General features: G+C 68.3%; 19 protein-coding genes. 15 read left to right on the forward strand and 4 right to left on the reverse strand.

The annotated features are described in order from the left end of the window. Position 1 precedes the first annotated feature (1 nt). Positions 2-1,300, reverse strand: a complete 1,299-nt coding sequence (gene glyA / locus B5X90_RS11960; RefSeq protein ID WP_079553264.1) for a serine hydroxymethyltransferase — start codon at positions 1,298-1,300, stop codon at positions 2-4. Positions 1,301-1,612: 312 nt separating this feature from the next. Here glyA and purU point away from each other — a divergent pair, with 312 nt between their 5' ends. The 3 genes from purU (at position 1,613) to B5X90_RS11975 (ending at position 3,546) form a co-directional block, all read left to right on the forward strand. Then, positions 1,613-2,473 carry a formyltetrahydrofolate deformylase gene (gene purU, locus B5X90_RS11965; RefSeq protein WP_079553266.1) on the forward strand — a complete coding sequence of 287 codons (861 nt, stop codon included), beginning with the start codon at positions 1,613-1,615 and terminating at the stop codon, positions 2,471-2,473. A 21-nt stretch (positions 2,474-2,494) separates the two neighbouring features. After that, positions 2,495-2,920, forward strand: a complete 426-nt coding sequence (locus tag B5X90_RS11970; protein ID WP_079553268.1) for a class I SAM-dependent methyltransferase — start codon at positions 2,495-2,497, stop codon at positions 2,918-2,920. 104 nt (positions 2,921-3,024) lie between these two features. Next, on the forward strand, positions 3,025-3,546 hold the full coding sequence (locus B5X90_RS11975; protein WP_079553270.1) for a gamma carbonic anhydrase family protein: 522 nt from the start codon (positions 3,025-3,027) through the stop codon (positions 3,544-3,546). A 27-nt stretch (positions 3,547-3,573) separates the two neighbouring features. Here B5X90_RS11975 and B5X90_RS11980 read toward each other — a convergent pair whose 3' ends face one another. Next, complete coding sequence (locus B5X90_RS11980; protein WP_179129119.1) at positions 3,574-5,271, reverse strand: flavin monoamine oxidase family protein; 1,698 nt, start codon at positions 5,269-5,271, stop codon at positions 3,574-3,576. Next, the gene (locus tag B5X90_RS11985; RefSeq protein WP_079553272.1) at positions 5,268-6,806 is read right to left on the reverse strand and encodes an amino acid permease; all 1,539 of its coding nucleotides are present in this window, start codon (positions 6,804-6,806) and stop codon (positions 5,268-5,270) included. The genes B5X90_RS11980 and B5X90_RS11985 overlap by 4 nt, the downstream gene beginning before the upstream one ends. A gap of 111 nt (positions 6,807-6,917) precedes the next feature. Here B5X90_RS11985 and B5X90_RS11990 point away from each other — a divergent pair, with 111 nt between their 5' ends. Further along, positions 6,918-8,684, forward strand: a complete 1,767-nt coding sequence (locus B5X90_RS11990; RefSeq protein WP_256860189.1) for a PucR family transcriptional regulator — start codon at positions 6,918-6,920, stop codon at positions 8,682-8,684. Here B5X90_RS11990 and B5X90_RS11995 read toward each other — a convergent pair. Beyond that, entirely contained in the window at positions 8,663-9,469 is an 807-nt protein-coding gene (locus B5X90_RS11995; RefSeq protein WP_079553274.1) for a nitrilase-related carbon-nitrogen hydrolase, read from the reverse strand. The genes B5X90_RS11990 and B5X90_RS11995 overlap by 22 nt on opposite strands. A 241-nt stretch (positions 9,470-9,710) precedes the next feature. Between B5X90_RS11995 and B5X90_RS12000 the strand changes: the two genes are divergently transcribed. The 11 genes from B5X90_RS12000 (at position 9,711) to B5X90_RS12050 (ending at position 23,305) form a co-directional block, all read left to right on the forward strand. Then, entirely contained in the window at positions 9,711-10,901 is a 1,191-nt protein-coding gene (locus tag B5X90_RS12000) for an ROK family transcriptional regulator (RefSeq protein WP_079553276.1), read from the forward strand. 131 nt (positions 10,902-11,032) lie between these two features. Continuing rightward, entirely contained in the window at positions 11,033-12,589 is a 1,557-nt protein-coding gene (mmsA, locus tag B5X90_RS12005; RefSeq protein ID WP_079553278.1) for a multiple monosaccharide ABC transporter ATP-binding protein, read from the forward strand. Positions 12,590-12,643: 54 nt separating this feature from the next. After that, complete coding sequence (mmsB, locus tag B5X90_RS12010) at positions 12,644-13,912, forward strand: multiple monosaccharide ABC transporter permease (protein WP_079553280.1); 1,269 nt, start codon at positions 12,644-12,646, stop codon at positions 13,910-13,912. 64 nt (positions 13,913-13,976) lie between these two features. Beyond that, the gene (locus tag B5X90_RS12015; protein WP_079553283.1) at positions 13,977-15,080 is read left to right on the forward strand and encodes a substrate-binding domain-containing protein; all 1,104 of its coding nucleotides are present in this window, start codon (positions 13,977-13,979) and stop codon (positions 15,078-15,080) included. A gap of 290 nt (positions 15,081-15,370) precedes the next feature. Beyond that, the gene (locus B5X90_RS12020) at positions 15,371-16,807 is read left to right on the forward strand and encodes an ABC transporter permease (RefSeq protein WP_079553286.1); all 1,437 of its coding nucleotides are present in this window, start codon (positions 15,371-15,373) and stop codon (positions 16,805-16,807) included. A gap of 2 nt (positions 16,808-16,809) precedes the next feature. Continuing rightward, positions 16,810-17,517: an ABC transporter ATP-binding protein gene (locus tag B5X90_RS12025; protein ID WP_079553288.1), complete on the forward strand. Its 708-nt coding sequence runs from the start codon at positions 16,810-16,812 to the stop codon at positions 17,515-17,517. A 237-nt stretch (positions 17,518-17,754) separates the two neighbouring features. Beyond that, positions 17,755-18,825 carry a Gfo/Idh/MocA family protein gene (locus B5X90_RS12030; RefSeq protein WP_079553291.1) on the forward strand — a complete coding sequence of 357 codons (1,071 nt, stop codon included), beginning with the start codon at positions 17,755-17,757 and terminating at the stop codon, positions 18,823-18,825. Positions 18,826-18,977: 152 nt separating this feature from the next. Further along, complete coding sequence (locus B5X90_RS12035) at positions 18,978-20,297, forward strand: hypothetical protein (protein ID WP_079553293.1); 1,320 nt, start codon at positions 18,978-18,980, stop codon at positions 20,295-20,297. A 436-nt stretch (positions 20,298-20,733) separates the two neighbouring features. Continuing rightward, positions 20,734-21,963 (forward strand): serine/threonine-protein kinase, encoded by a 1,230-nt coding sequence (locus B5X90_RS12040; RefSeq protein WP_179129124.1) that lies wholly within the window; start codon positions 20,734-20,736, stop codon positions 21,961-21,963. 47 nt (positions 21,964-22,010) lie between these two features. Next, the gene (locus tag B5X90_RS12045) at positions 22,011-22,502 is read left to right on the forward strand and encodes a mucin-associated surface protein (RefSeq protein ID WP_079553298.1); all 492 of its coding nucleotides are present in this window, start codon (positions 22,011-22,013) and stop codon (positions 22,500-22,502) included. Between the two features lie 158 nt (positions 22,503-22,660). Further along, on the forward strand, positions 22,661-23,305 hold the full coding sequence (locus B5X90_RS12050; protein WP_256860190.1) for an SRPBCC family protein: 645 nt from the start codon (positions 22,661-22,663) through the stop codon (positions 23,303-23,305). The last annotated feature ends 130 nt before the right edge of the window (positions 23,306-23,435 follow it).

The following is a 23,435-nucleotide window of genomic DNA, read 5'->3' on the forward strand; positions in this document are numbered from 1 at the left end:
CCTACCACTGCTCGTGCTGCGGGTACAGCGGGAAATCGGCGGCGAGCTTGTCCACGCGGGCCTGCAGGGGTTCGATCTCCGTGGCAGCTCCGGACTTCAGCGCCGTGGCGATGATGTCCGCCACCTCGGTGAATTCCTCGGCGCCGAAGCCGCGGGTGGCCAGGGCCGGTGTGCCGATGCGCAGGCCGGAGGTAACCATCGGCGGGCGGGGGTCGAACGGCACGGCGTTGCGGTTGACGGTGATGTCGATCGCGGCGAGGCGGTCCTCGGCTTCCTGCCCGTTGAGCTCGCAGTCACGCAGGTCCACCAGGACCAGGTGCACGTCGGTGCCGCCGGTCAGGACCGAGACGCCCGCGCCGGCGACGTCGGCCTGGCCGAGACGTTCGGCGATGATCTTGGCGCCTTCGAGCACGCGTTCCTGGCGTTCCTTGAATTCCTCGGTGCCGGCGATCTTGAAGGCCACGGCCTTCGCGGCGATCACGTGCATGAGCGGGCCGCCCTGCTGGCCGGGGAACACGGCGGAGTTGAGCTTCTTGGCCCACTCCTGCTTGGCCAGGATCACGCCGGAGCGGGGACCGGACAGCGTCTTGTGCACGGTGGAGGTCACGACGTCGGAGTGCGGGACCGGGCTCGGGTGCAGTCCGGCGGCGACGAGGCCGGCGAAGTGTGCCATGTCGGTCCAGAGCAGGGCGCCGACCTCGTCGGCGATCGAACGGAAGGCCGCGAAATCGAGGTGCCGCGGGTAGGCGGACCAGCCGGCGATGATGACCTGGGGCTTTTCGGCGATGGCCTGTTCGCGCAGCTTGTCCATGTCGATGCGGAAGTCATCTTCCTCGACCTGGTAGGCGGCGACGTTGTAGAGCTTTCCGGAGAAGTTCAGCTTCATGCCGTGGGTGAGGTGCCCGCCGTGGGCCAGGGACAGGCCCAGGATCTTGTCGCCGGGGGTGATCATGGCGGCGAGCGCGGCGGCGTTGGCCTGCGCGCCGGAGTGCGGCTGCACGTTGGCGTATTCGGCGCCGAAGAGGTCCTTGACGCGGTCGATCGCGAGCTGCTCGGCGACGTCGACGTATTCACACCCGCCGTAGTAGCGGCGTCCCGGGTAGCCCTCGGCGTACTTGTTAGTCAGGACGGAGCCCTGGGCTTCCATCACGGCGCGCGGGGCGAAGTTCTCGGAAGCGATCATTTCCAGGGTGCCGCGCTGGCGGCCAAGTTCCTGGGCCAGGACGGCGGCGATTTCAGGGTCGAGTTCGGCCAGCGGCTGGTTGCTCACGGCGGCTGAGGTGGCGGTGGTAGTAGTCACGAGGAACTCCTGGTTGGCAACGGGTACGGCTATTGGTCAGGCTACCGGCTGGCCCGTTGCACCGCCCCTTGATTACGGGCCCCTTGACAGCGGGCCGCGACAGCGGCGGCCGGCACCCCGTGCGGGCACCAGCAACGGTGCGGCAGCGTTGAGCTGCCGACCGGTAAGACATGACCCTCGGCCCAGGCGTACGATCCGTGGTCTTCGTGAGTGCCGCTCCCTGATGGTTAGCCATCCAACGCCAGTTGCGACGGGTTAACACTACCAAAACCCTTTCAAAACTGCCCTTGAAGCGCAGGTAGGCTGTTCCTCGTGACTGATGAGAACCTGACTGCCTCCTACATCCTGACTCTTTCCTGCCCTGACCGGCCGGGCATCGTGCACGCCGTCGCCGGCGCCCTCCTGGTGGCGGGCTGCAATATTACAGATTCCCAGCAGTACGGCAGCCAGGGCACGGGCACCTTCTTCATGCGGGTGGAGGCGACGACGGCGGCGTCCCAGGCGGAGCTGCAGGCGGCGCTGGAACCTGTGGCGCAGGCCTTCGGGATGCAGTGGAGCCTCAACCCGGCCGGCCGGAAGGTCCGCACCCTGCTGATGGCCAGCACGTCCGCCCACTGCCTGAATGACCTGCTGTTCCTGCAGCGCTCCGGAACCCTGCCGATCGACATTCCGGCGATCGTGTCCAACCACCGCGACCTCGAGGGTTTGGCGGAGTTCTACGGCATCCCGTTCCACCACATCCCGGTCACCCCGGACACCAAGGTCCAGGCCGAGGACGCCCTCCGGGTCCTGATGAAGGAACACGACATCGAGCTCACCGTCCTGGCCCGGTACATGCAGATCATCTCGGACGAGCTCTGCACCGAGCTGACGGGCAAGGCCATCAACATCCACCACTCGTTCCTGCCCTCGTTCAAGGGTGCCAAGCCCTACCACCAGGCGCATGCCCGCGGCGTGAAGCTCATCGGCGCCACGGCGCACTACGTCACGGCGGCCCTGGACGAAGGGCCCATCATCGAGCAGGAAGTCATCCGCGTGGACCACCGGCGCACCGCGGAGCAGTTCGTCCAGATGGGCCGCGACGTGGAGGGCCGCACCCTCGCCCAGGCCGTGCAGTGGCATGCCGAGCACCGCGTCCTGCTCGACGGCAACCGGACGGTTGTCTTTAACTAGAAGCGGTCATTAACTGGAGCTATGGAATCCTCCCGCAGGGACCGGCTCGAATCATTTGTGGCGCTGTTGAAGAACGAGGGCCGGCACGGCGTGCTGGGCCTGGATTGCGGTCCGGGCGCCGACGGGCTGCACTTTGTCCAGTCCGGCATCCATTTCACCGGTGTCGACGAGTCCGAGGAGAACATCCACGTCGCCCGATCCCACGGGCTGGAAGCCTCCGTGGCGGGGCCGGTTTCCCTGCCGTTCGCCGACGGAGCGTTTGACTCGGTGTGGGCGGTGGACGCCCTGGCTGGCCTGCCCCCGGAACAGTGGGACGACGTCGTCCGCGAACTCGGGCGGGTGGCGGAACCGGGCGCGCCGATCGCCGTCGTACTCCCAGCACCCGACCCGCGCCGCGAGGGCGGCCGGGGCGGGGCGGGCTTCACGGTGCTCCGCTCCCCCGCCTGACCCTTCCTGCCCGTTGAGCTGTCCCTTGTGGTGGTTAAACCGCGCACCCATAGCGACCACAACTGCTCGCTCAACGGGGCGGCGGCGTGTCCTAGGCTGGAGGCATGGCTCCCCTCTACGCATTCGCCGGTACCACTCCGGCCGTCCATGACTCCGCCTTCGTCGCGCCCACGGCGTCCGTGATCGGCAACGCCACCCTGGCCGAGAACTCGAGCGCCTTCTACGGTGTCAGCGTCCGCGCCGATACCGCCGCCATCACCGTCGGCGCCGGCACCAACCTGCAGGACAACGTGGTGCTGCACGCCGACCCCGGCTTCCCCTGCACCGTCGGGGCGCGGGTCAGCGTCGGCCACAGCGCCGTGGTCCACGGCTGCACCGTTGAGGACGACTGCCTGATCGGCATGAGCGCCACCATCCTCAACGGGGCCGTGATCGGCGCCGGGTCCCTCATCGCCGCCGGCGCCGTGGTGCTGGAGGGCACCGTCATCCCGCCCCGCTCGCTGGTGGCCGGCGTTCCAGCCAAGGTCCGGCGCGAGCTCAGCGACGAGGAGTTCGCCGGTGTCCAGCACAACGCCGCCCACTACCAGGAACTGGCACGCGCGCACCGCGAACTTCACAGCGCCTGAGGAATACTGCGCCGGGGCCGGCGCCGCTCAGTCCAGGGCGATCGGCCCGAGCTCGGAGAGCAGCTCGCCCGGTCCGGGATTCCCGGCGGGGGTGGAACCGCCGAGGTGGTTGACCACGCCCCAGACGGCGTTGAGCCCGGTGGTGACGGCCCCCTCGGCCCAGCCGGCGGTGAAGGAGACGTCGTCGCCGGCGAGGAAGATCCCGCGCTGTTCGGCCGGCAGCCCGTCCTGCTTGAAGTGCGTGAAGAGCCGCTGCTGGTAGCGGTAGTGCCCCGGCAGATTGGCCTTGAAGGCGCCCATGAAGTTGGGGTCCGCCTCCCAGGAGACGGTGATCGGCTGGCCCACGATATGGCTGGCGATGTCCACCCCGGGGTAGATCTGCTGCAGCGAGTGCAACATGAGCTCCGCCCGTTCCTCCGCGGTGAGCGAGAGCCACTTCAGCGCGTCGTCGTTCCAGGTGTAGGACAGCAGGATCACGGCCGGCTGGTCCGGGCCGTTGTCCAGCAGGTAGGTGGCACGGTTCAGCCGGTCGGTCAGCGTCATGGACAGGACCTCACGGCCGGTGGCCGGGTCGATGTCCTTCCAGAACGGCCGGTCCACCATGACGAAGGTCTTGGAGGACTGCATGTAGTGCGAGCGTTCGATCGCCGTCCACAGTTCGGCGGGGAACAGGGCCTCGTCCGTGTGGATCCGGGTCGAGAGCAGCCACGACTGGCAGGTGGTCACCACGGCCGGGTAGGCGGATTCGCGTCCCCAGCGTTCCCGGATCCGGAAGTCGCCGCTGCCGTCGCGGGCGATGCGGTCCACGGCGCCGCGCGGGGCGCCTAAGTGCAGCGAGGCCAGCGAGGTGCCGTCCGGCCAGTGGGCCATGCCCGACGGCGTGTGCTCCCACAGTGCCTCGGGGAGCCGCTGCGCGCCGCCGTCGATGAGCCGGTGCCGGTCATCGGCGTCGGTGTAGACCACGCGAAGGATTTCGAGGATCGAGTTGGGGAAGTCGGTGTCCCAGCCGCCGGTGCCGAATCCCACCTGCCCGAAGGCCTCGCGGTGGGCGAATCCGGCTTCCTTGAAGGAGTCGCTGCCGGCGATGAAGCCGTAGAACGTCTGCTCGTCCAGCTGCGGGAGGAGCGCATTCCAGAGTTCCTTGATCCGGGCTGTGTCCCGGGCGCGGATGGCGTCCTGCATCTCGGCGAACGCGGCGCCGTCGTTCACAGCAGCCTTCCACGCATCCGCCACCTCCCGGAAGAAGGGCGGCAGGTCGGCCGCTGTCTCGGCATAGTATTTCTGGCCCGCGAGCTCGATCACCGTGCTGGAGGTCGCCGGCGCCAGCGGATTGGGAAACTCCCGGGTGTCCAGCCCGAGCAGGTCCACGTAGTGGTAGAAGGCTTTGCCGGATTCCGGGAACCGCATTCCGCCGAGGTCCGCCACGATCCCCGGCGCGGACGGGAAACTGGCGGTCCGCAGCCGCCCGCCGATCCTGTCGGCCTCGTAGACCACGGGCCGCAGGCCCAGCTTCATGAGCTCATATGCGGTCACCAGTCCTGAGAGTCCGGCGCCGACGACGGCGACCTCGGTCCCGTAAAGCTCGGGCGGCACCGATCCCAGGCCCTCCGGGTGGGCCAGGTAGTGGTCGTAGCTGAACGGGAAGTCCGGATTCAGCATGGTGATGGGCGCCGCGCCCGGTTCAGCAGCGGGCCGAGGGGCCGGAAGTTCGGTGGCGATGGTCATGAGATCTCTGCCTTAAGTTCCTGGTGTGTGGTGGTGTTGTCGGGGTGGCGGCTTGATAGATCCAGGTATTCCTCGTGGCTCAGGGCAGCCACCCTGGAGTTCTTCCGGCCGTAGCCGAAGTAGGCGGCACAGCCAACGAGCATCCAGGCACCGAACACCGCCCAGGTCTCGGCGCCAAGGTTGGCCATCAGGTAGGCGCACATGAGGGCGCCGAGAATCGGTGTCAGCGGAAAGAGCGGGACGCGGAAGCTGCGCGTGAGTTCGGGCCGGGTCCGCCGCAGGTAGAGGACTGCCACGTTGACCAGGGCGAAGGCGAACAGGGTGCCAATGCTGGTCGCGTCCGCGAGGGCACCGAGCGGCACCAGGCCGGCGGTCAGTGCGACGGCGGTGCCGACGATCAGGGTTCCGGCGGCCGGCGTGCCGGTCCGGGCCGAAATCCGGCCGAAGACCTTGGGCACCAGGCCGTCGCGCGACATCGAGAGCAGGATCCGGGTCTGCCCGTACAGGACGGTCAGCACGATGCTGGCGATGGCGAGCACGGCGCCGACGGCGAACACCACGCCAACCCATGGCTGGCCGGTGATTTCCTCAAGGATCTTCACGAGGGCCGCCTCGGTGCCGTCGAACCAGCCCCAGGGGCGCGCGCCGATGGCGGCGACGGCCACGAGCACATAGATGCTGGTGACGATCAGCATGGAGAGCAGGATGGCCCGCGGGAGGTCGCGCTTGGGGTTGCGGGCCTCCTCGCCGGCCGTGGAGGCGGCGTCGAAGCCGATGTAGGAGAAAAAGACCCGGGAGGCTGCGGCGGAGACGCCGGCGGCGCCCATCGGCATGAGGGGCGCGAAGTGCCCGCCGTTGAAAGCGGTGAAGGCCACGGCGCAGAAGAACAGCAGGATGCCGACTTTGACCAGGACGATCGCCGTGTTGATCCAGGCGCTCTCCTTGGCGCCGCGGACCAAGAGCACCGTGGCCAGGCCCACAATCACGATTGCGGGCATGTTCAGCACGCCGCCGGCTCCCGGCGGCTGCGTGACGGCGTCCGGGAGTTCCAGGCCGAAGACCGCCAGGGCCTCGTTCACATACTGGCCCGCGCCGACCGCGACGGCGGCCACGGAGACAGCGTATTCGAGCACCAGGCACCAGCCGCAGATCCAGGCCATGCCCTCGCCCATGGTGGCATAGGTGTAGGAGTAGCTGGAGCCGGCGGCCGGGACCAGGCCGGCCATCTCCGCATAGGACACGGCAGAGAGCAGGGCGGCGAAGCCGGCGATGGCGAAGGAGATCCAGATGGCCGGGCCGGCGAGCGGCACAGACTGGCCCAGGATGACCAGGATGCCGGTGCCCAGGGTGGCGCCGACGCTGATCATGGTCAGCTGCAGGACACCGAAGCTGCGGACCAGCCGCGTGCCGCCGTGTCCGGTCTCGGCCTCGCGGACCAGCTGTCCGATCGGCTTGCGGCGCAGGAGCTGGGCGGTGAGCCCGGGACGGCCGGCTTCCGCCGGCGGGCGTTCGCCGATCAGAGTTGGCACAGTCATCGTTGACGTCCTTATCTTCAGTAGTGGTCGGTTTCCCGAACCCACCCTAGGCGTGTGAGCCACCTCTCAAGGTTGTGCAAAATGACCTGTAGTCTTCACTCATGAGACTTAATGCACTCGGACGCCGTTGTTCGGGCGGCCGGCACGGGGGCCGCGGCCGTGACTGCTGAGGACCCGGAGCGGCTCGGCTTCGTCACGCTGGCGCAGTTCCTGGGCCAGTTGCCGGCCTTGGGCGTCGTGCACGACGGCGGCAACGGGCAGGAGCGCCTGCGCTGGGTGGAGCCCAGCGAACTGGAAGACCCCACCCCCTACCTGCTGGACGGCGAGTTCCTGCTCACGGCCGGCCTGCCGTTCGTGGGCGAGGGCGGCAGCGAGGAGGCGGTGGACGCCTATGTGCAGCGCCTGGTCCAGGCCCGCGTGGGCGCCCTGGGCTTTGGCCTGGAACCGTATTTCGACGCCGTGCCCGAGGCCGTGGTGCGGGCCTGCCGGCAGCACAACCTGACCCTGGTCGCCATCCCGGAGAGCCTCCCGTTCGCCGCGCTCGGACTGGAATTCTCCCGGCTCCTCGAGTCGGACAACGCCGCGACCTTCCGCCAGCTGGCCGACACCAGCAGGCAGCTCATGCGCGCAGTCTTGTCCGCGCGCCCCGAGCACGAACTCCTCGCGGCCCTGGTCCAGCGCGTCCCGGTGTGGGCCGTGCTGGTCGGCGCCGACGGGCGGGTGCGCGCCCGCGGCTCAGGCCCCTCCCCCGGCCCGCGGGCCGCCGGCGCCGCGGCCGGCACCGTGCCGGGAGTTGACTCCGCCGACCTGCAGCCGCTGCTGGCCAGGCTGCTCGCCGGCAGCGGCCCGCGGGTGGAGATGGACTCGTTCGACGCCGCGGGCTCGTCCCTCGTCTTCGGGTATCCGCTGCGCAGCACCCGGGACGCCAACCTCGGCGCGCTCATCCTCGGCACGGACGCCCCGCTGACCCCGGCCCAGAACAGCGTTGTCTCCACCGCCGTCGGGCTGCTGGAACTGCTGGTCCGCCAGCGCATCAGCGGCTCCCTGGCCCCGAGCCAGCTGGCCACGGCGCTGCTGCTGCACCCGGAGAGCGTGGCCTCAGGATCCGCACGGCATGTCAACGGGCTCAAGGACCTGCTGGCCCAAAGCATCTCCTCCACCCGGTCCGGCCAGCTGCGGGTCGTGCAGGGTGTCCGGATTGACGCCGCCCCGGACAACCCCAAGACTGCGGGCCGCCCGGGCGAGGCTTCGGTGCGGGCCCTGCTGGAGTGGCGGCGGCTGTTCGACACCAAACTGGTGGAGCTCACCGAATACGGCTTTGCCGCCATCACCAGGTTGAAGGTCGACGACGCCGTGCTCGCCGAAGTGGAGCGGCTCGGCTGGCGCCTGGTGATCGGCAGCGGCACCGATTTCGCGAACCTGCCGGAGGCTTACCGGCACGCCGCTTCATTGCGCAACCGCGTTCTCACGAGCCGCCGGAGCGTCCGGGCGGACGACGTGACCTGGTCGGTGGCCGGCCTGCTGGGACCGGCCGCCGGCACCTTGCTGGCGGGCCGTCTGCTGGCGCCCCTGCTCGCCCTCGAACCGGAACGCCGCGACAGCCTGCTCGGCATCCTGCGGGCCTGGCTGGGCGAAAACGGAAGCTGGGACGCCACTGCAAAAGCCACGGGACTGCATCGAAACAGCGTCCGCCGGCAGATCGGGATCATCGCTGAGCTGCTGGGCCTTGACCTCAACCAGGCCCAGGCGCGCGCGGAACTCTGGATTGCCCTGCAGTACCAGGACGGCCCCGAGATGCCCGGCCCACCGGCCAGCGCAGAACAGGCGAACGCCGCCGGTCAGACTCCCGCCGCCGGTCAGACTCCCCAGGAGCGGTAGATCTCCGGGCGGCGGTCGCGCAGGTAGTCCACGGCGTCCCCGCTGCCGTCTGCCGCGGCGCGTCCGGGCTCACCCAGCTCGGCAAACAACAGTTCGGGGCCCTCCCCGCCCGCGGCCAGGACCGACCCGTCCGGGCCGGCGACGATGCTGCCGCCGCGGAAGTCGCAGTCATCCTCCGAGCCGGTGTGATTGGCGTAGGCGACCGTCAGCTGGTTCTCCAGAGCGCGGGCCCGGATCAGCACCTGCGGCACGACGTCGAATCCGCCGGCGAGTGCCGTCGGCACCAGCAGCAGGTCCGCTCCGCGCAAGGCGGCCGCCCGCGCCGACTCGGGAAACTCGATGTCGTAGCAGATGGCCAGCGCCGTTTTGTGCCCGTGGAAATCCACGACGCCGGGGGCGGCCGCGGCGGGCGTAAACGCCGCCCGCTCGTCCGGGCCGAACAGGTGCACCTTGTCGTAACTGAGCAGTTCGTCGCCCGCCTCGTCGACCAGGGTGGCGGAAATGTGCCACCCGCCGGCCGGCGTCACCCTGGGCAGGCTGTAGACCAGGGCGATGGTGTTGCGCCGCGCGATGCCGGCCAGGACTTCCCGGAGCCCGGGCAACCTGCCGGGATCGAACGCCTCCTTCAGCCGCCGCGGCGCGTAGCCCACGGGGAAGAGTTCCGGGGTCACCAGCAGCTGCGCGCCCGCGGCGGCCGCATTGCGCGCCGCAACCTCCACCGCGGCGCAGTTCGCCTCGATGTCCAGCACGGCGGAGTTCGCCTGCATCAGGGCCAGCAGCACCATTACCACCTCACGTTTCCGGCGCCTCCGCGGGTCGCGTCGGCCTCTCCCGACCCAGAGTAGCCGCGGCCCGGAACGCTGGGGGTGGTGCAATTCCACCCGGTCAGCAGGCCGGCGGGGCAGAACGTCCTTGCGGCGTAGGCGGCGGGTGCTGACCGCCCTTCCCCCGGCATTCCACCGGCGCGGCCGTTATCGTTGCGTTAACTTCTTGACTACAAGGCGCGAATGCGTCACGCTTCATAGCATGCCCTCACCAACGCGCTCAACGAGGAGCCGAACCAAGAACCCCGGATCGCAGTCCGCCCTCCGGCATTTGAACCAGCAGCGGATCATCGAATGCCTCCTCGCGGGCCCTTCCACCCAGGCGGAACTGGCCCGCCAGACCGGCCTTTCGACAGCCACGGTCTCGAACATCGTCAAGATCATGCAGGACGCCGGGCTCGCCTCGACTGAACCGATCACCAGTTCCGGGCGGCGCGCCCTGAACGTCCGGCTCAACAGCAACGGGGCCGTCGCCGTCGGGATCGACTTCGGCCGGCGCCACCTGCGCGTCGTGCTGGCCTCGCTGAGTTACCACGTGATCGCCGAAGAGTCGGTCCTGCTGCCCCTGGGCCACCACGCCGAGGAAGGCATCCAGGCCGCCGTCGGCGTGCTGGACCGGCTGCTCACGGACAGTGGTGTGGAACGCAGCGCCCTGGTGGGTGCCGGCGTCGGAATTCCCGGCCCGATCGACCGCCGCACCGGCACCGTGGCGCAAGGCGCGATCCTGCCCGAATGGGTGGGCATCAACATCCTCAGACGCCTCGAGGAAGCGCTGGAACTCCCCGTCTTCGTGGACAACGACGCCAACCTGGGCGCCCTCTCGGAGGTCACCTGGGGGCCGCACAGCGGCATCAGCAACCTGATGTTCCTCAAGATAGGCTCGGGCATCGGCGCGGGGCTGATCCTCAACGGCGTCCCGTACTACGGCAACGTCGGCATCACCGGTGAGATCGGCCATGCCACCATCCACGAGCACGGGCTGATCTGCCGCTGCGGGAACCGCGGCTGCCTGGAAACCATCGCCTCCACGACCACCATGATCGAGCTCCTGAGCCGCGGCGAGGACCGGCCGCTCTCGCCCGGGGACATCGTTCGCAAGGCCCTGGAGAAGGACTCCGCCACGCTCCGTGTCGTGGACGACGCCGGGCTCGCCGTCGGGCGCGCGCTGGGCAACGTGGCGAACCTGATCAACCCCGAGGTCATTGTGGTCGGCGGCCCGCTGGCGGGCCTTGGCCAGCTGCTGCTGGACCCGATCCGGCGTGGCCTGATCCGCCACGCGGTGCCGGTCATTGGCGAGACGACCACCCTCACGATGTCCTCCCTGGGCGACCGGGCGGAGGCCCTCGGGGCCACGGCTTTGGTCTTCCAGCACGCCGGGATCCGGCGAAACTAACCATTTCGTTATGTGCCTGTTGCGTTAAAGACTTGACGACAAGGGCTGTGATCCAGTTTACTTTTCCATCAGACGGCCCTGCGGTTTGCAGGGGCGGACAACGAAGTCATGCATTGGAGGCGTAAGGGCAGATGACGTCCCTCAACACGCACAGTGATCCGCTAATCCTCGAGATGCGCTCCATCACCAAGGAATTCCCCGGCGTTAAAGCTTTGGCCGATGTGAGCCTGCGGGTGAAGGCCGGCGAGATCCACGCCATCTGCGGTGAGAACGGCGCCGGGAAATCGACCCTGATGAAGGTGCTCTCGGGCGTATACCCCTACGGCACGTACACCGGGGACATCGTTTACCAGAACGAAGTCCAGGAGTTCAAGGACATCCGGGCCAGCGAGCACGCCGGCATCGTGATCATCCACCAGGAACTCGCGCTCATCCCCGAGCTGTCGATCATGGAGAACATCTTCCTCGGCAACGAGCCCACCAAGCGCGGCGTGATCGACTGGGCCGAGGCCCGGACCCGGTCCACCGAACTGCTGGCACGGGTGGGGCTGCGCGAGGACCCGGAGACCCCCATCAAGGAGATCGGCGTCGGCAAGCAGCAGCTGGTCGAGATCGCCAAGGCCCTGAACAAGTCGGTCAAGCTCCTGATCCTGGACGAGCCCACGGCGGCGCTGAACGAGTCCGACTCCCAGCACCTGCTGGACCTTATGCTGGGCCTCAAGGGCCGCGGAATCACCTCGATCATCATTTCGCACAAGCTCAACGAGATCGAACAGATCGCCGATGAGATCACGATCATCCGCGACGGCAAGTCGATCGAGACCCTGAACGTCAAGGCCGACGGCGTCGACGAGGACCGCATCATCAAGGGCATGGTGGGCCGGACCCTGGAATCCCGGTTCCCGGACCACGATCCGAAGATCGGCGATGTCCTCTTCGAGGTGAAGAACTGGAACGTCGGGCACCCGCAGATCCAGGACCGCCTGGTCTGCAAGAACTCCAGCTTCTTCGTCCGCCGCGGCGAGATCGTCGGGTTCGCGGGCCTGATGGGCGCCGGACGCACCGAACTGGCCCGGTCCGTGTTCGGGCGCTCGTACGGCCGCTTCATCTCGGGCCATGTCTACAAAGACGGCAAGGAACTGCAGCTCAAGAACGTCCGCCAGGCGATCGACGCCGGGCTCGGCTACGTCACCGAGGACCGCAAGTCCCTGGGCCTGAACCTGCTGGACGACATCAAGGCCACCACGGTCTCGGCAAACCTGCGCAAGATCAGCAAGAACTTCGTGGTGGACGCCAACAAGGAATACGCCGTCGCGGAGGAATACCGGAAGTCGCTGCGGACCAAGACGCCCTCCGTGGAGGAAGGCGTCGCAAAGCTCTCCGGCGGCAACCAGCAGAAGGTCGTGCTGGCGAAATGGATGTTCACCGACCCGGACGTGCTGATCCTGGACGAGCCCACCCGCGGGATCGATGTCGGGGCCAAGTACGAGATCTACGGCATCATCCAGAAGCTGGCCAACGAGGGCAAGGCCGTGATCGTCATTTCCTCGGAGCTGCCCGAGCTGCTGGGCCTCTCGGACCGGATCTACACGATTTTCGAAGGCGCCATCACCGGCGTCCTGAACAAGGACGAAGCCAGCCAGGAAAGCCTCATGAAACTCATGACGTCCGCCCGCAAGACCGCTTGACCCTTTGGGACAAACCAGAACAATCCGAACACTCCGGAAACAAGGACTGAAACAATGAACGCGCTCAAGAAGCTCTTTGGCGGCAACACCCGCCAATTCGGCATGATCTTCGCCCTGGTTGCGCTGATCGTGTTCTTCGAGATTTTCACGGAGGGCCGCACGCTCACATCGGGCAACGTCATCAACCTCTTCAACGGCAACTCCTACATCCTGATCCTCGCCATCGGCATGGTGCTGGTCATCATCGCCGGGCACATCGACCTCTCGGTCGGTTCCGTCGCGGCCTTCGTGGGTGTCTGCGTGTCACTCTTCATCCGCGACTGGGGCCTGCCTTGGTACATCGGCGTCCTGATGGGGCTCGGGCTCGGCGTCCTGATCGGGGCCTGGCAGGGATTCTGGGTGGCCTACGTCGGCATTCCCGCGTTCATCGTGACGCTGTCCGGCATGCTGATCTTCCGCGGCGCCAACCAGTTCGTCGGCAAGTCGAACACCATCCCGGTTCCGGCGGATTTCCAGTACATCGGCTCCGGCTACCTGGCCGAGCTCGGCCCGAAGACCGGCTACAACAACCCCACCATGCTGATCGGCCTGCTCGCCGTCGCGTTCGTGATCTTCAGCGAGATCCGGTCCCGCCGCAACGCCAAGAAGCTCGGCGCCGAGGTCCCTGAAACCTGGGTCATGGTCCTGAAACTGGTGCTGGTCTGCGGCGCCATCCTCTACGCGACGTACCTCTTCGCCACCGGCCGGCCGGGCACGTCCTTCCCGGTTCCGGGCCTGATCCTCGCCGTCCTCATCATCGTCTACGGCTTCATCTCCTCCAAGACCGTCATCGGCCGCCACATCTACGCAGTCGGCGGCAACCGCCACGCTGCGGAGCTCTCCGGGGTCCAGTCCAAGAAGGTCAACTTCCTGGTCATGATGAACATGTCCTTCCTGGCCGGCCTCGCCGGCATGATCTTCGTCGGCCGCTCCACCGCTTCGGGACCGTTCGACGGCGTCGGCTGGGAACTGGACGCCATCGCGGCCGTCTTCATCGGCGGCGCCGCCGTCACCGGCGGCGTGGGCACCGTGATCGGCTCGATCATCGGCGGTCTGGTCATGGCCGTCCTGAACAACGGCCTGCAGCTGCTTGGCGTCGGCGCCGACCTCACCCAGATCATCAAGGGCCTCGTTCTCCTGATCGCCGTCGCCTTCGACGTCTACAACAAGACCCAGGGCAAGAAATCGATCGTCGGCATGCTGATGAAGAACTTCGGCCGCAGCAGCGAGATCAAGGCCGACGAGACCACCCAGACCAAAGAGGTCATCTCGAGGGGGATCTGACCCCCTCCCACGGTTCCCAACCCCACGATTCTCCGCACACCACCAAAAGAAAGTGAACCAAGCAATGCGAATGATTGGTAAAGCAGGAAAGGCAGCAGCAATCGCTGCTATTGCGGCACTGGCGCTGACAGCCTGCGGCCGTTCCGACACCGGAACCACCAGCGGTTCCTCCACTGGAGGCGAAGCATTCCCGAAGGGCTCCGCGATCGGCGTCGCACTCCCCCAGAAGACCTCCGAAAACTGGGTCCTGGCCGAGCAGCTGTTCAACGACGGCCTCACCAAGGCCGGCTACAAGCCGGACGTGCAGTTCGCCAACGGCGGCGTCTCGGAGCAGCAGAACCAGATCAGCGCCATGATTACCAAGGGCGACAAGGTCATCATCGTCGGCGCCATCGACGGTGCACAGCTGGGCACCCAGCTCCAGCAGGCCAAGGACGCCGGCGCAACGATCATCGCGTACGACCGTCTGCTGCTGAACACCCCGAACGTGGACTACTACGTGGCCTACGACAACTTCAAGGTCGGTGAACTCCAGGGCAAGGCGCTGCTGGACGGCATGAAGGGCAAGAAGCCGGAAGGCCCGTACAACATCGAGCTCTTCGCAGGTTCCCCTGATGACGCCAACGCGAAGGTCTTCTTCGACGGCGCCATGAGCGTCCTGAAGCCGAAGATCGACGACGGCACCCTCAAGGTCCTCTCCGGCCAGACGAGCTTCGAGCAGGCTGTGACCCAGGGCTGGAAGGCAGAGAACGCCCAGAAGCGCATGGACACCCTGCTCGCCGGAACCTACGGCACCGCCCCGCTTGATGGCGTACTGTCCCCGAACGACACTCTGGCCCGCGCGATCCTGACCTCCGTCAAGGCTGCCGGCAAGCCGCTTCCGATTGTCACCGGTCAGGACTCCGAGGTTGAGTCGGTCAAGTCCATCATGGCGGGCGAGCAGTACTCCACCATCAACAAGGACACCCGCGCGCTCGTTGAGCACTCGATCGTCATGGTCAACGACATTCAGGCAGGCAAGACGCCTGAGATCAACGACGACAAGTCCTACAACAACACGGTCAAGGTTGTTCCCGCCTACCTGCTGGAACCGGTCATCGTCACCAAGGACAACGTCCACACGGCGTACGAGAACGATCCGGTCCTCGGCCCGATCACCAAGCAGTAGTTCCCTTCTAAGCGCCCGGTTCACCGGCCGCGCCAGAGCATAGAGCCCCGGCTCTCCCGCAAGGGAGGGCCGGGGCTTTTGCGTTGGCCGTGATGCGCTGGCGGTGATCTTGGCTGGGGTGCGCCGGCTGGGACCTTGCGAATGACTTTGCCTGGGGCGAGGCGCTTCACAGCGGAGACATAGCTTTGCGGGGAGGTTCGCACAGCGGCCCGTACCACTGTGGGACCAGCGCCGGGCATCGGGTCCGGCAAGAGGTCCCCCAGAGATACCCAAGAAAAATTAGGAGCACCGTGAGCGTTCTTGCCCGGAGTGTAGGCAACGCCTTTCGAAACAAGGTCAGGACCGCCGCTGTGGTGGCGGTGCTGGCCGTAGCCATTGGGCTTGCCCTGGCCATGCTCGTGGCCAACCAGGCTGTCACCGGCAAGGTTGCCGAGCTGAACGCCTCGGTGGGCACGGTCCTGACCGTGAACCCCGCCGGCGGCCAGGGGTTCGAGGGCGGAGGCGAGCCGCTGACCTCCGCCCAGGCGGCCACGGCGGCGGCCGTCCCCAACGTCAGCAGTGTGGTCGGCACCAAGGCGCTGCGCCTGCGCAACGCCGCTGACATTGCCGCCGAGGCCGCGTCAGGGCGGACTGGCCAAGGCGGACCGGGCGGGCAGTCGGCCACCTCCGTCACCACGAGCCTCACGGCCGCCGTCGACGCCGGCACCCTCGGCAACCGTAACCAAGCTGGTACCGGCGCCACCGGCACTACCGGCAGCACGGGCACTACTGGCAGCACCGCGCAGGCCGCGCCTGCGTTCTCGCTGCCCATCACGGCAACGGGCATCGGCGCCGAGGTGGACTCCACCGGCAGGGCCCTGCAGCTGACGCAGGGCACCGGCCTGGGCAACTACACCGCCGCGTCCACCGGCGCCCTGCTGGGCACCACCCTGGCCACCAAGAACGGTCTCAGCGTGGGCTCGACGTTCACCATCGGTGATAAAACCTTCACCGTCCAGGGGCTGTTCGACGCCGGGACCGCGTTCGGCAACAATGCGCTCTACGTGACGCTGCCGGCCGCCCAGACCCTCGCCGCGCTGCCGGACGAACTCTCCACCATGATCGTCACGGTCAACAGCATGGACAACGTCGATGCCGCCAAGACCGCCCTGCAGGCGGCGCTGGGCTCCGACAAGGCCGACGTCACCCAGGGCCAGCGGAACCTTCAGACCGCCGTCAGCTCGCTGGACAGCGTCAAGAACATTTCCTTCATCGCCTTCGTCGCGGCCCTTGGCACCGCCGGCCTGATCATCCTCCTGATCGTGGTCATGCTGGTCCGTGAACGCCGCCGCGAGATCGGTGTCCTGAAGGCCATCGGCGCCCCGAACCGCACCATCGGCCTGCAGTTTGTGCTGGAGGCCCTCGTGCTGGTGGCCCTCGGCAGCGTGGTGGGCGCCGCCGTCGCCTCCCTGGCAAGCGGCGGCATCGCCAGCGCCCTCATCAGCTCAAGCAGCAGCACGAACGCGGCGGCCACCGGCCAGCGCGGCGGCCCTGGCGGGTTCCCCGGCGGGGCGGGCGGCCCGCTGGGCGGGGCCAGCCAGCTGCTGACCTCCGTGACGGCGAGCGCCTCCCCCGGTGTCATTGCCGCGGGCATCGCCGCGGTTTTCGGCGTCGCCATCATCGGCGCGCTCGTCCCGGCCCTGCTGACCGCCCGCATCCGTCCCATCGAAGTCCTCCGAGGAGAATAGCCATGATCGAAGTCAAGAACCTGGTCCGCACGTTCAAGTCCGGCGACCGGACCATCAAGCCGGTCAACGATGTCAGCTTCGAGCTCGAGCAAGGCACGCTGGCCTCGATCGTGGGCAAGAGCGGCAGCGGCAAGAGCACCCTGCTCTCCTTGCTCGGGGCGCTGGACAAGCCAACCAGCGGCGACGTGGTGGTCAACGGCGTGAGCCTGGCCAGCATGCCGGACGGGAAACTGACCAACTACCGGCGCCGGGACATCGGCTTCGTCTTCCAGCAGTTCAACCTGATCCCGAACCTTTCGGCTGTGGACAACGTGATGCTGCCGATGGAATTCTCCGGCGTGCGGAAGGCGGCGCGGGCCGAGCGGGCCCGGCAGCTGCTCGAACAGGTCCAGCTCGATCCGGACAAGCACGGGCGGCGCATCAACCGGCTTTCCGGCGGCGAGCAGCAGCGGGTTGCGATCGCCCGGGCGCTGGCGAACGAACCCAAGCTGATCCTGGCCGATGAACCCACCGGCAACCTGGACGAGCAGACCGGTGAGCACATCATCGAGCTGCTCAGCATGCTCAGCCGGGACCACAACACCACCATCCTGGTGGTCACCCACGACCGTGCCCTGGCCAACAAGACGGACCGACGCTTCCGGCTCCAGCAGGGCCGGCTCACGGAGGAAACGGCCCGGACCCGTGCGACGGCGGCCCTGACCGGCTGAGGACCGGCCGGCTGAGAACCGCCTGATGAGATCCGGCGGGCGGCCGACCCCCTGAGGTCCGCCCGGCGGCGCGGACTTCGGCGTCGGAGCTGCGGGCAGGCCTTGGGGGCCCGCCCGCGGCTCCGGCGTCGAGCCGCAGGGGCTGAACTTCATGAGACTGGATCCCCGCGTCGAACCTCCGCCATGCCGGGGGGTCAACACCGCGGCCCGTCCGCCCCTGGGTGAGAAGATGGCACCATGTCTGCCCTCATCGCAAAGCCGTGGCTGTTCAGCCAGCCGGACCAGGATCCCCGCACAGCCACCGGTGCCAGGCTGCGCTGGGGTGTCATCGCCACCGGCGGGATCGCCGCTTCGGTCACACGTGACCTTGGGCTGCTGGCGGATGCGGAACTGTACGCCGTCAGCTCCCGCACACAAGCGGCCGCGGACGCGTTCGCGGCCGACTACGGCTTTGTCCACGCCTACGGTGACCAGGACGGCGTCAGTGGCTACGCCCGCTTGCTCGCCAATGACGCCGTCGACGTCGTCTACATCGCCACCCCGCACGCCCACCATCACAAAATAGCCCTCGCCGCCCTCAACGCCGGCAAGCACGTGCTCTGCGAGAAGGCCCTCACGATCAATGCCCGGGAAGCAGCCGAGTTGATGGCGGCGGCCCGGACCAACGGCGTCTTCCTGATGGAGGCCGTGTGGAGCCGGTTCCTGCCCAGCATGCAGCGGGCGTTCGAGATCGCTGCCTCGGGCGAGATCGGCGAGGTGAAATGGGTCGGCGCGGACCTCGGCTTTCCGGCGCCGTACTCGCCCGGTTCCCGGCTTTGGGCACCCAAGGACGGCGGCGGCGCCCTGCTGGACATGACGGTCTATCCCCTGCTCTGGGCGCTCGGCACCCTGGGGTTCCCGCAGACGGTCAGCGCCACAGGCTGGCTGAACGACGACGGCGTCGACGCCCAGAATGCGCTGACGCTCGGTTACCACCACGGCGCCCAGGCCCAACTGACCTCATCACTAATGGCCTACGGACCCCGCACGGCCACCGTCGCCGGCACCAAGGGCTACCTCCAGAGCCCGGGCTCCATCAACAACCCGAAGGAACTGCTGGTCCGGATCGGCTTCGAGGCGCCCCGGACGGAGCAGTTCACCGTGGTGGGACGCGGCTACACTTACGAGCTCCGTGAGGTCACGCGGTGCATCCAGCAGGGCCTCACCGAGAGCCCGGTCATGCCGCTGGAGGACTCCCTGAACACCATGCGGCTTTTCGACGGCGTACGCGCGCAGCTCGGCGTGAGCTACCCCAACGACGCCCACTAACCCCCTCCCACTTTCCACGCCCCAGGCACCGGACCCGGCGCATTCCAAGTGTCTCGGTATGCCTACAGTTTCGGCCCCGCTCTGGACTCTCCTGTTGGAGCCGACTTACCCTGTAGGCAATTGTCCAGTCTTCCGGGAGCGGGGGTGCGCGCATGGATCCTGCAGCAGCGCCCTCCCGCGCGGGCCGCAACCTGCGCCCCCTGCGCCCCGTGCGCCGCGTACTTTTGGCCGCCGTCGCAGGCGCCGCGTGGCTGACGCTGACCTGCACTGCCGCTCAAGCGGACGATGCCTGCGCGTTCTATGGAACGGCCGACGACGCCGGGGGGAGCGCATCCGCAGCCTCCTGTTCGGACGCCGACGACCTCCCTGTTCCCTCCCTCGACGGCGTGGTTTCCGTGGACATCCCCGCAGTCCCGGCGGGCACCTGGGCGGCGGGCGCTGTTCCGGGGCCGGCAGCAGCTTCCTCGAACGTCGTTTCCGCCGACCCGAACGGGCCCGCGGACACCGCCCCTGAACCGGCCGTTCCCGACGCGCCACCGCCCGCCCCCGGGCAGGAGGCACCGGATTCTGCGCCTGCGCCGGCGATCCCCGACACTTCGCTCCCTGCGCCGGCAGTCACCCCGCCGGCAACCGGGCCCGTGGTTGACCCCGTGGTTCCGGCTCCCGGTGTTGTTCCGCCGGTGGTGGACCCTGCGGTTCCGGTTCCCGGTGTTGTTCCGCCGGTGGCGGACCCTGCGGTACCGGTTCCCGGCGTCAATCCGTCGGTCATGGACCCCGCGGCCCCGGCTCCGGCTCCAGCAACACCGCTTCCCGGCGACCCCGCGGCCCCGGCTCCGGCTCCAGCAACACCGCTTCCCGGCGACCCCGCGGCCCCGGTTCCAGCAACACCGCTCCCCGGCGACCCGGCGGCCGGGGCACCAGGCGGCGTCGTTCCAGGCGGCACCGTGCCAGGCGGCGACGTCGCGGCGGGATCGCCGGCCGCCGTCGATGGCGCATCGGCACCGGGCGCCGCAAAAGCAACCGCCGCCGTCGCGGCACCAGCTGAACCGCCGGCGCCTGCTCCCACCGGCACCGTGGCGGCACGTCCCTTCCCGGCATCTCCTTCACCGGGTGCCACGGTTGCCTATCCCGCTGTGCTGATCCCTGAACCCCGGGGCGCGGCACCCATCCAGTCCGGCGCTGCCCCGCCAGCCAAGCCCCCTGCCGGGACCGGTGAACCGCCGGCTCCCTCCGGCAACCCTGGTCCGAGCCCGTGGCATGGCGGCACGGGACTGCCTGCGCCTGACGCACTCCCGCCGGCTCCGGGCTCGGGGTCCGGCAGCGGGCACTCCGGCGGCGGGCCTGCCGGAACGGCTGCGTGGATGCCCAGTCTGGTCTTCTACCTGCCCACCATCGTGGCCGACGCCATCGGCGGTCCGCTCCAGCACGAGTACGCAGCCGTTAGCGCTGATCCCGGTTCTTCTCCTGACTAGTCGGGCCGTCTCTGCCTCCGCAGAGCACGGCCCGTCGGGCTGCTTTTGCCGCCCGCCAACAGTCACCCAGGAGAATCCCCCATGGACACGACCGTCCACCGCCGGGTTTCCGGCACCCCAATTCCCGCCAGCCTGACCCCGTCAGCGCCCGTCCACCCGGAGTACTCCGGTCCGCAGCCCAGGCCCGGCTGCAAGCCCCGCCCGCCCTAGCGCATGCCACCGCTCCCATGAAGGTCCTGTACCGCCGGAGCGAGGTCGTTGGGTCCGCTGGGGGACCGAACGGCACGCTCCGGCGGGGGCGCCCGCGGGTGGCCGGCCGGTGAGGGAATACGCCTCGATACCGGGACCGGCGCGCCACTCTGAACAGAAGCGGATACTAATTACCCTTATCATTCTTTAGGTGCGCCGTCGGTGCGCACACGGAAGATACGGGGACATCGTGAACAGTTCGCCCAACAGCATCACGGCGGAGCCCTTGGGCGGCCGCTATCAGCTGGGGGAGGTGATTGGCCGGGGCGGCATGGCGTCGGTCTACACGGCCAAGGACCTGAACCTTGGCCGGGACGTCGCTCTGAAACTCTTTGCACCGCAATCGGCCGATCCCGACGAGCTTCGCCGCCAGGAAGCGGAGATCGAGCTGCTGGCCACCCTGAATCATCCAAGCCTGGTCACGCTGTTCGACGCCGGGACGGACACCCGGATCCCCGAGGAGCCCCGGCCCTTCCTGACCATGGAGCTCGTGGACGGCCAGGATCTGCGGGCCCGGATCCGCCACAGTCCCCTGCCGCTGGCCGAGTTGGCCGTGGTGGGCGCCGGGATCGCCGATGCCCTCGCCTATGTCCACAGCCTCGGCATTGTCCACCGGGACATCAAGCCCGCCAACATCCTCCTGGTGCCGGTCCGGCCGGGAGAGCCGCTTCGGCCCAAGCTCACAGACTTCGGCATCGCCCGGATCATCGACGGGACCCGGCTGACGGCCACCGGAACCATGGTCGGAACCGCCGCCTACCTCAGCCCCGAACAGGCCCGCGGGGCCGACCTCGGTCCGGCGAGCGATATCTACTCGCTGGGCCTGGTCCTGCTCGAATGCCTCAAGGGCGAGGTGGAGTACCCGGGCAGCGCCGTCGAATCCGCCGTCGCCCGCCTGCACCGCGCCCCTGTCATTCCGGACTCCGTGCCCGAGGAGTGGGCCCGGCTCATCCAGGCCATGACAGTCCTGGACCCGTTGGACCGCCCCGCGGCGGCCGAGCTCGAGGCAGCCTTCCGTGTTGCCCTCGTTTCCCCCGGATCCCTGCCGGGACCGGTCACAGCGGAACCCACCCGGGTCCTCCCGGCCCCGCCGGCAAGGCGGCCCCGCCCACCCAGGCCCGGAGCCGCAACGGCTGCGGCGTCGGGAACACGCCACCTGAACTTGCTGGACCCGGATGCCCTGCCGCTGCGCCCGCGCCGCCGCCGCTCCGTGTCGCGCGGGGCCGCATGGTTCCTCCGGGCACGGCCCCGCACCCGCGTGGCCGTGCTGCTCGCCGTGCTGGCAGTCCTTGCCCTCGTGGCGACGATCGCGGTCGCCCTGTCCGCCCCCGCCGCGCCCGACGTCGTCCCCTACCCCACCGTCACCGGACCACTCGGCGATCACCTGAGGGAACTGCAGAAGGGCGTGGAACCGTGAGCGATTCGCAAACCGCCGGGCAAGACCGCGGCCGGGTCAGGTATCGGATGACCGCCAGCCTCCTCGCCGGACTGCTGGCCGCCGGGGCTTTGGCCGGCTGCGGCTCCCCGGCCCCCGAACTGGGCAGCGGCGCGGCCCGGCAACTGCAATCCGAAGTCCTGGCTGTCAGCGAGGCTGCAGCCGCCAACGACCCGGAGGGTTCCCTGAAGCACCTTGACGAGCTGCTGACCCGGCTGGATGCCGTCGCCGCGAGCGGCGAGGTGTCCTTCAGACGCCACCAGAGCATCAAGTCATCGATTGACGCCGTCCGGGCGGACCTTACCGCGCAGCAGGCGGCCGAGGCGGCCCGCAAGGCTGCAGAAAAAGCAGCGGCTGACAAAGCGGCGGCCGACAAAGCAGCGGCTGAGCAGGCTGCCGCGGCTCAGGCAGCAGCCCAGGTCGCTGCCGCGCGGACGGCCCCGGCCGCCGTCGCCCCGGCCCCGGCCCCGGCCCCGGCCGGAAAGGGGAAGTCGAGGGACAAAGGGAAGGGTAAGGGCTAAGGCGCGCCGCTTACCTTGCTGCCGCACGGGATTCCACGACACATGAGGCCGCGACCGGCATCGGCCTCCCCGCATACCGAACGCGGCGCCTCCGCCGTCACTATCGTCAGCCTGCTTACCTTTTCGGCGGAGGCCCGCTAGCGTGGAGGAACGGCTTGATGCCGGTCAACGACAAGAATCGCGGACTGCGGTCCGCCAATCGAAGGAGTGGCGCCTGCATGGCAACAGTTCAGGAATCCATCGAAGTCAATGTTCCGCTAAGCCAGGCCTACAACCAGTGGACGCAATTCGAGGAATTTCCGCACTTCATGAGCGGCGTGGAATCGGTTAATCAGCTGGATGACACCACTGTCCATTTCAAGACCAGCATCGGTGGAGTCCGGCGTGAGTACGATGCGCGGATCACCACGCAGGAACCGGACCAGCGCGTGTCGTGGGAGAGCCTTGATGAACCGCGGAACGCCGGCACCGTCTGGTTCGAGGACCTCGGCGAGGCCGCAACGAAGGTCAACGTCGAGCTGACCTGGGAGCCGGACTCGGCGGCGGAAAAGATCGGCGCCGCAATCGGCCTTGACTCCCGTCAGGTTGCTGCCGACCTGAAGAAATTCAAGCAGTTTATCGAAGAACGGGGGGCCGAGACGGGCGGCTGGCGCGGACGCGTGGACGGAGTCGCTCCGGGCGCCACCACCGCCGTGCCGCTCCAAGAAGAAGTGGGATATGGCGCGGAGCCCGCGTTCGAGCGCGTGGACGCCGATCCCGACCTCGCCCCCGAGCCGCCCTTCGGCCACGACCAGCGGCGCTGACCGGACGTTCGCACTGATCTGGCTGGTTTGTTTGCTCCGGCGGGCGGACAGCGGAACGCCCCGCCTCCCTTTCGGGAGACGGGGCGTTCTGCGTGGCGACCTGCCGCGCTGCCGGAGCGCTGCGGCTGGG

Origin of the sequence: Arthrobacter sp. 49Tsu3.1M3 (genome assembly GCF_900168135.1) — a bacterium.
Taxonomy (GTDB): Bacteria; Actinomycetota; Actinomycetes; order Actinomycetales; family Micrococcaceae; genus Arthrobacter.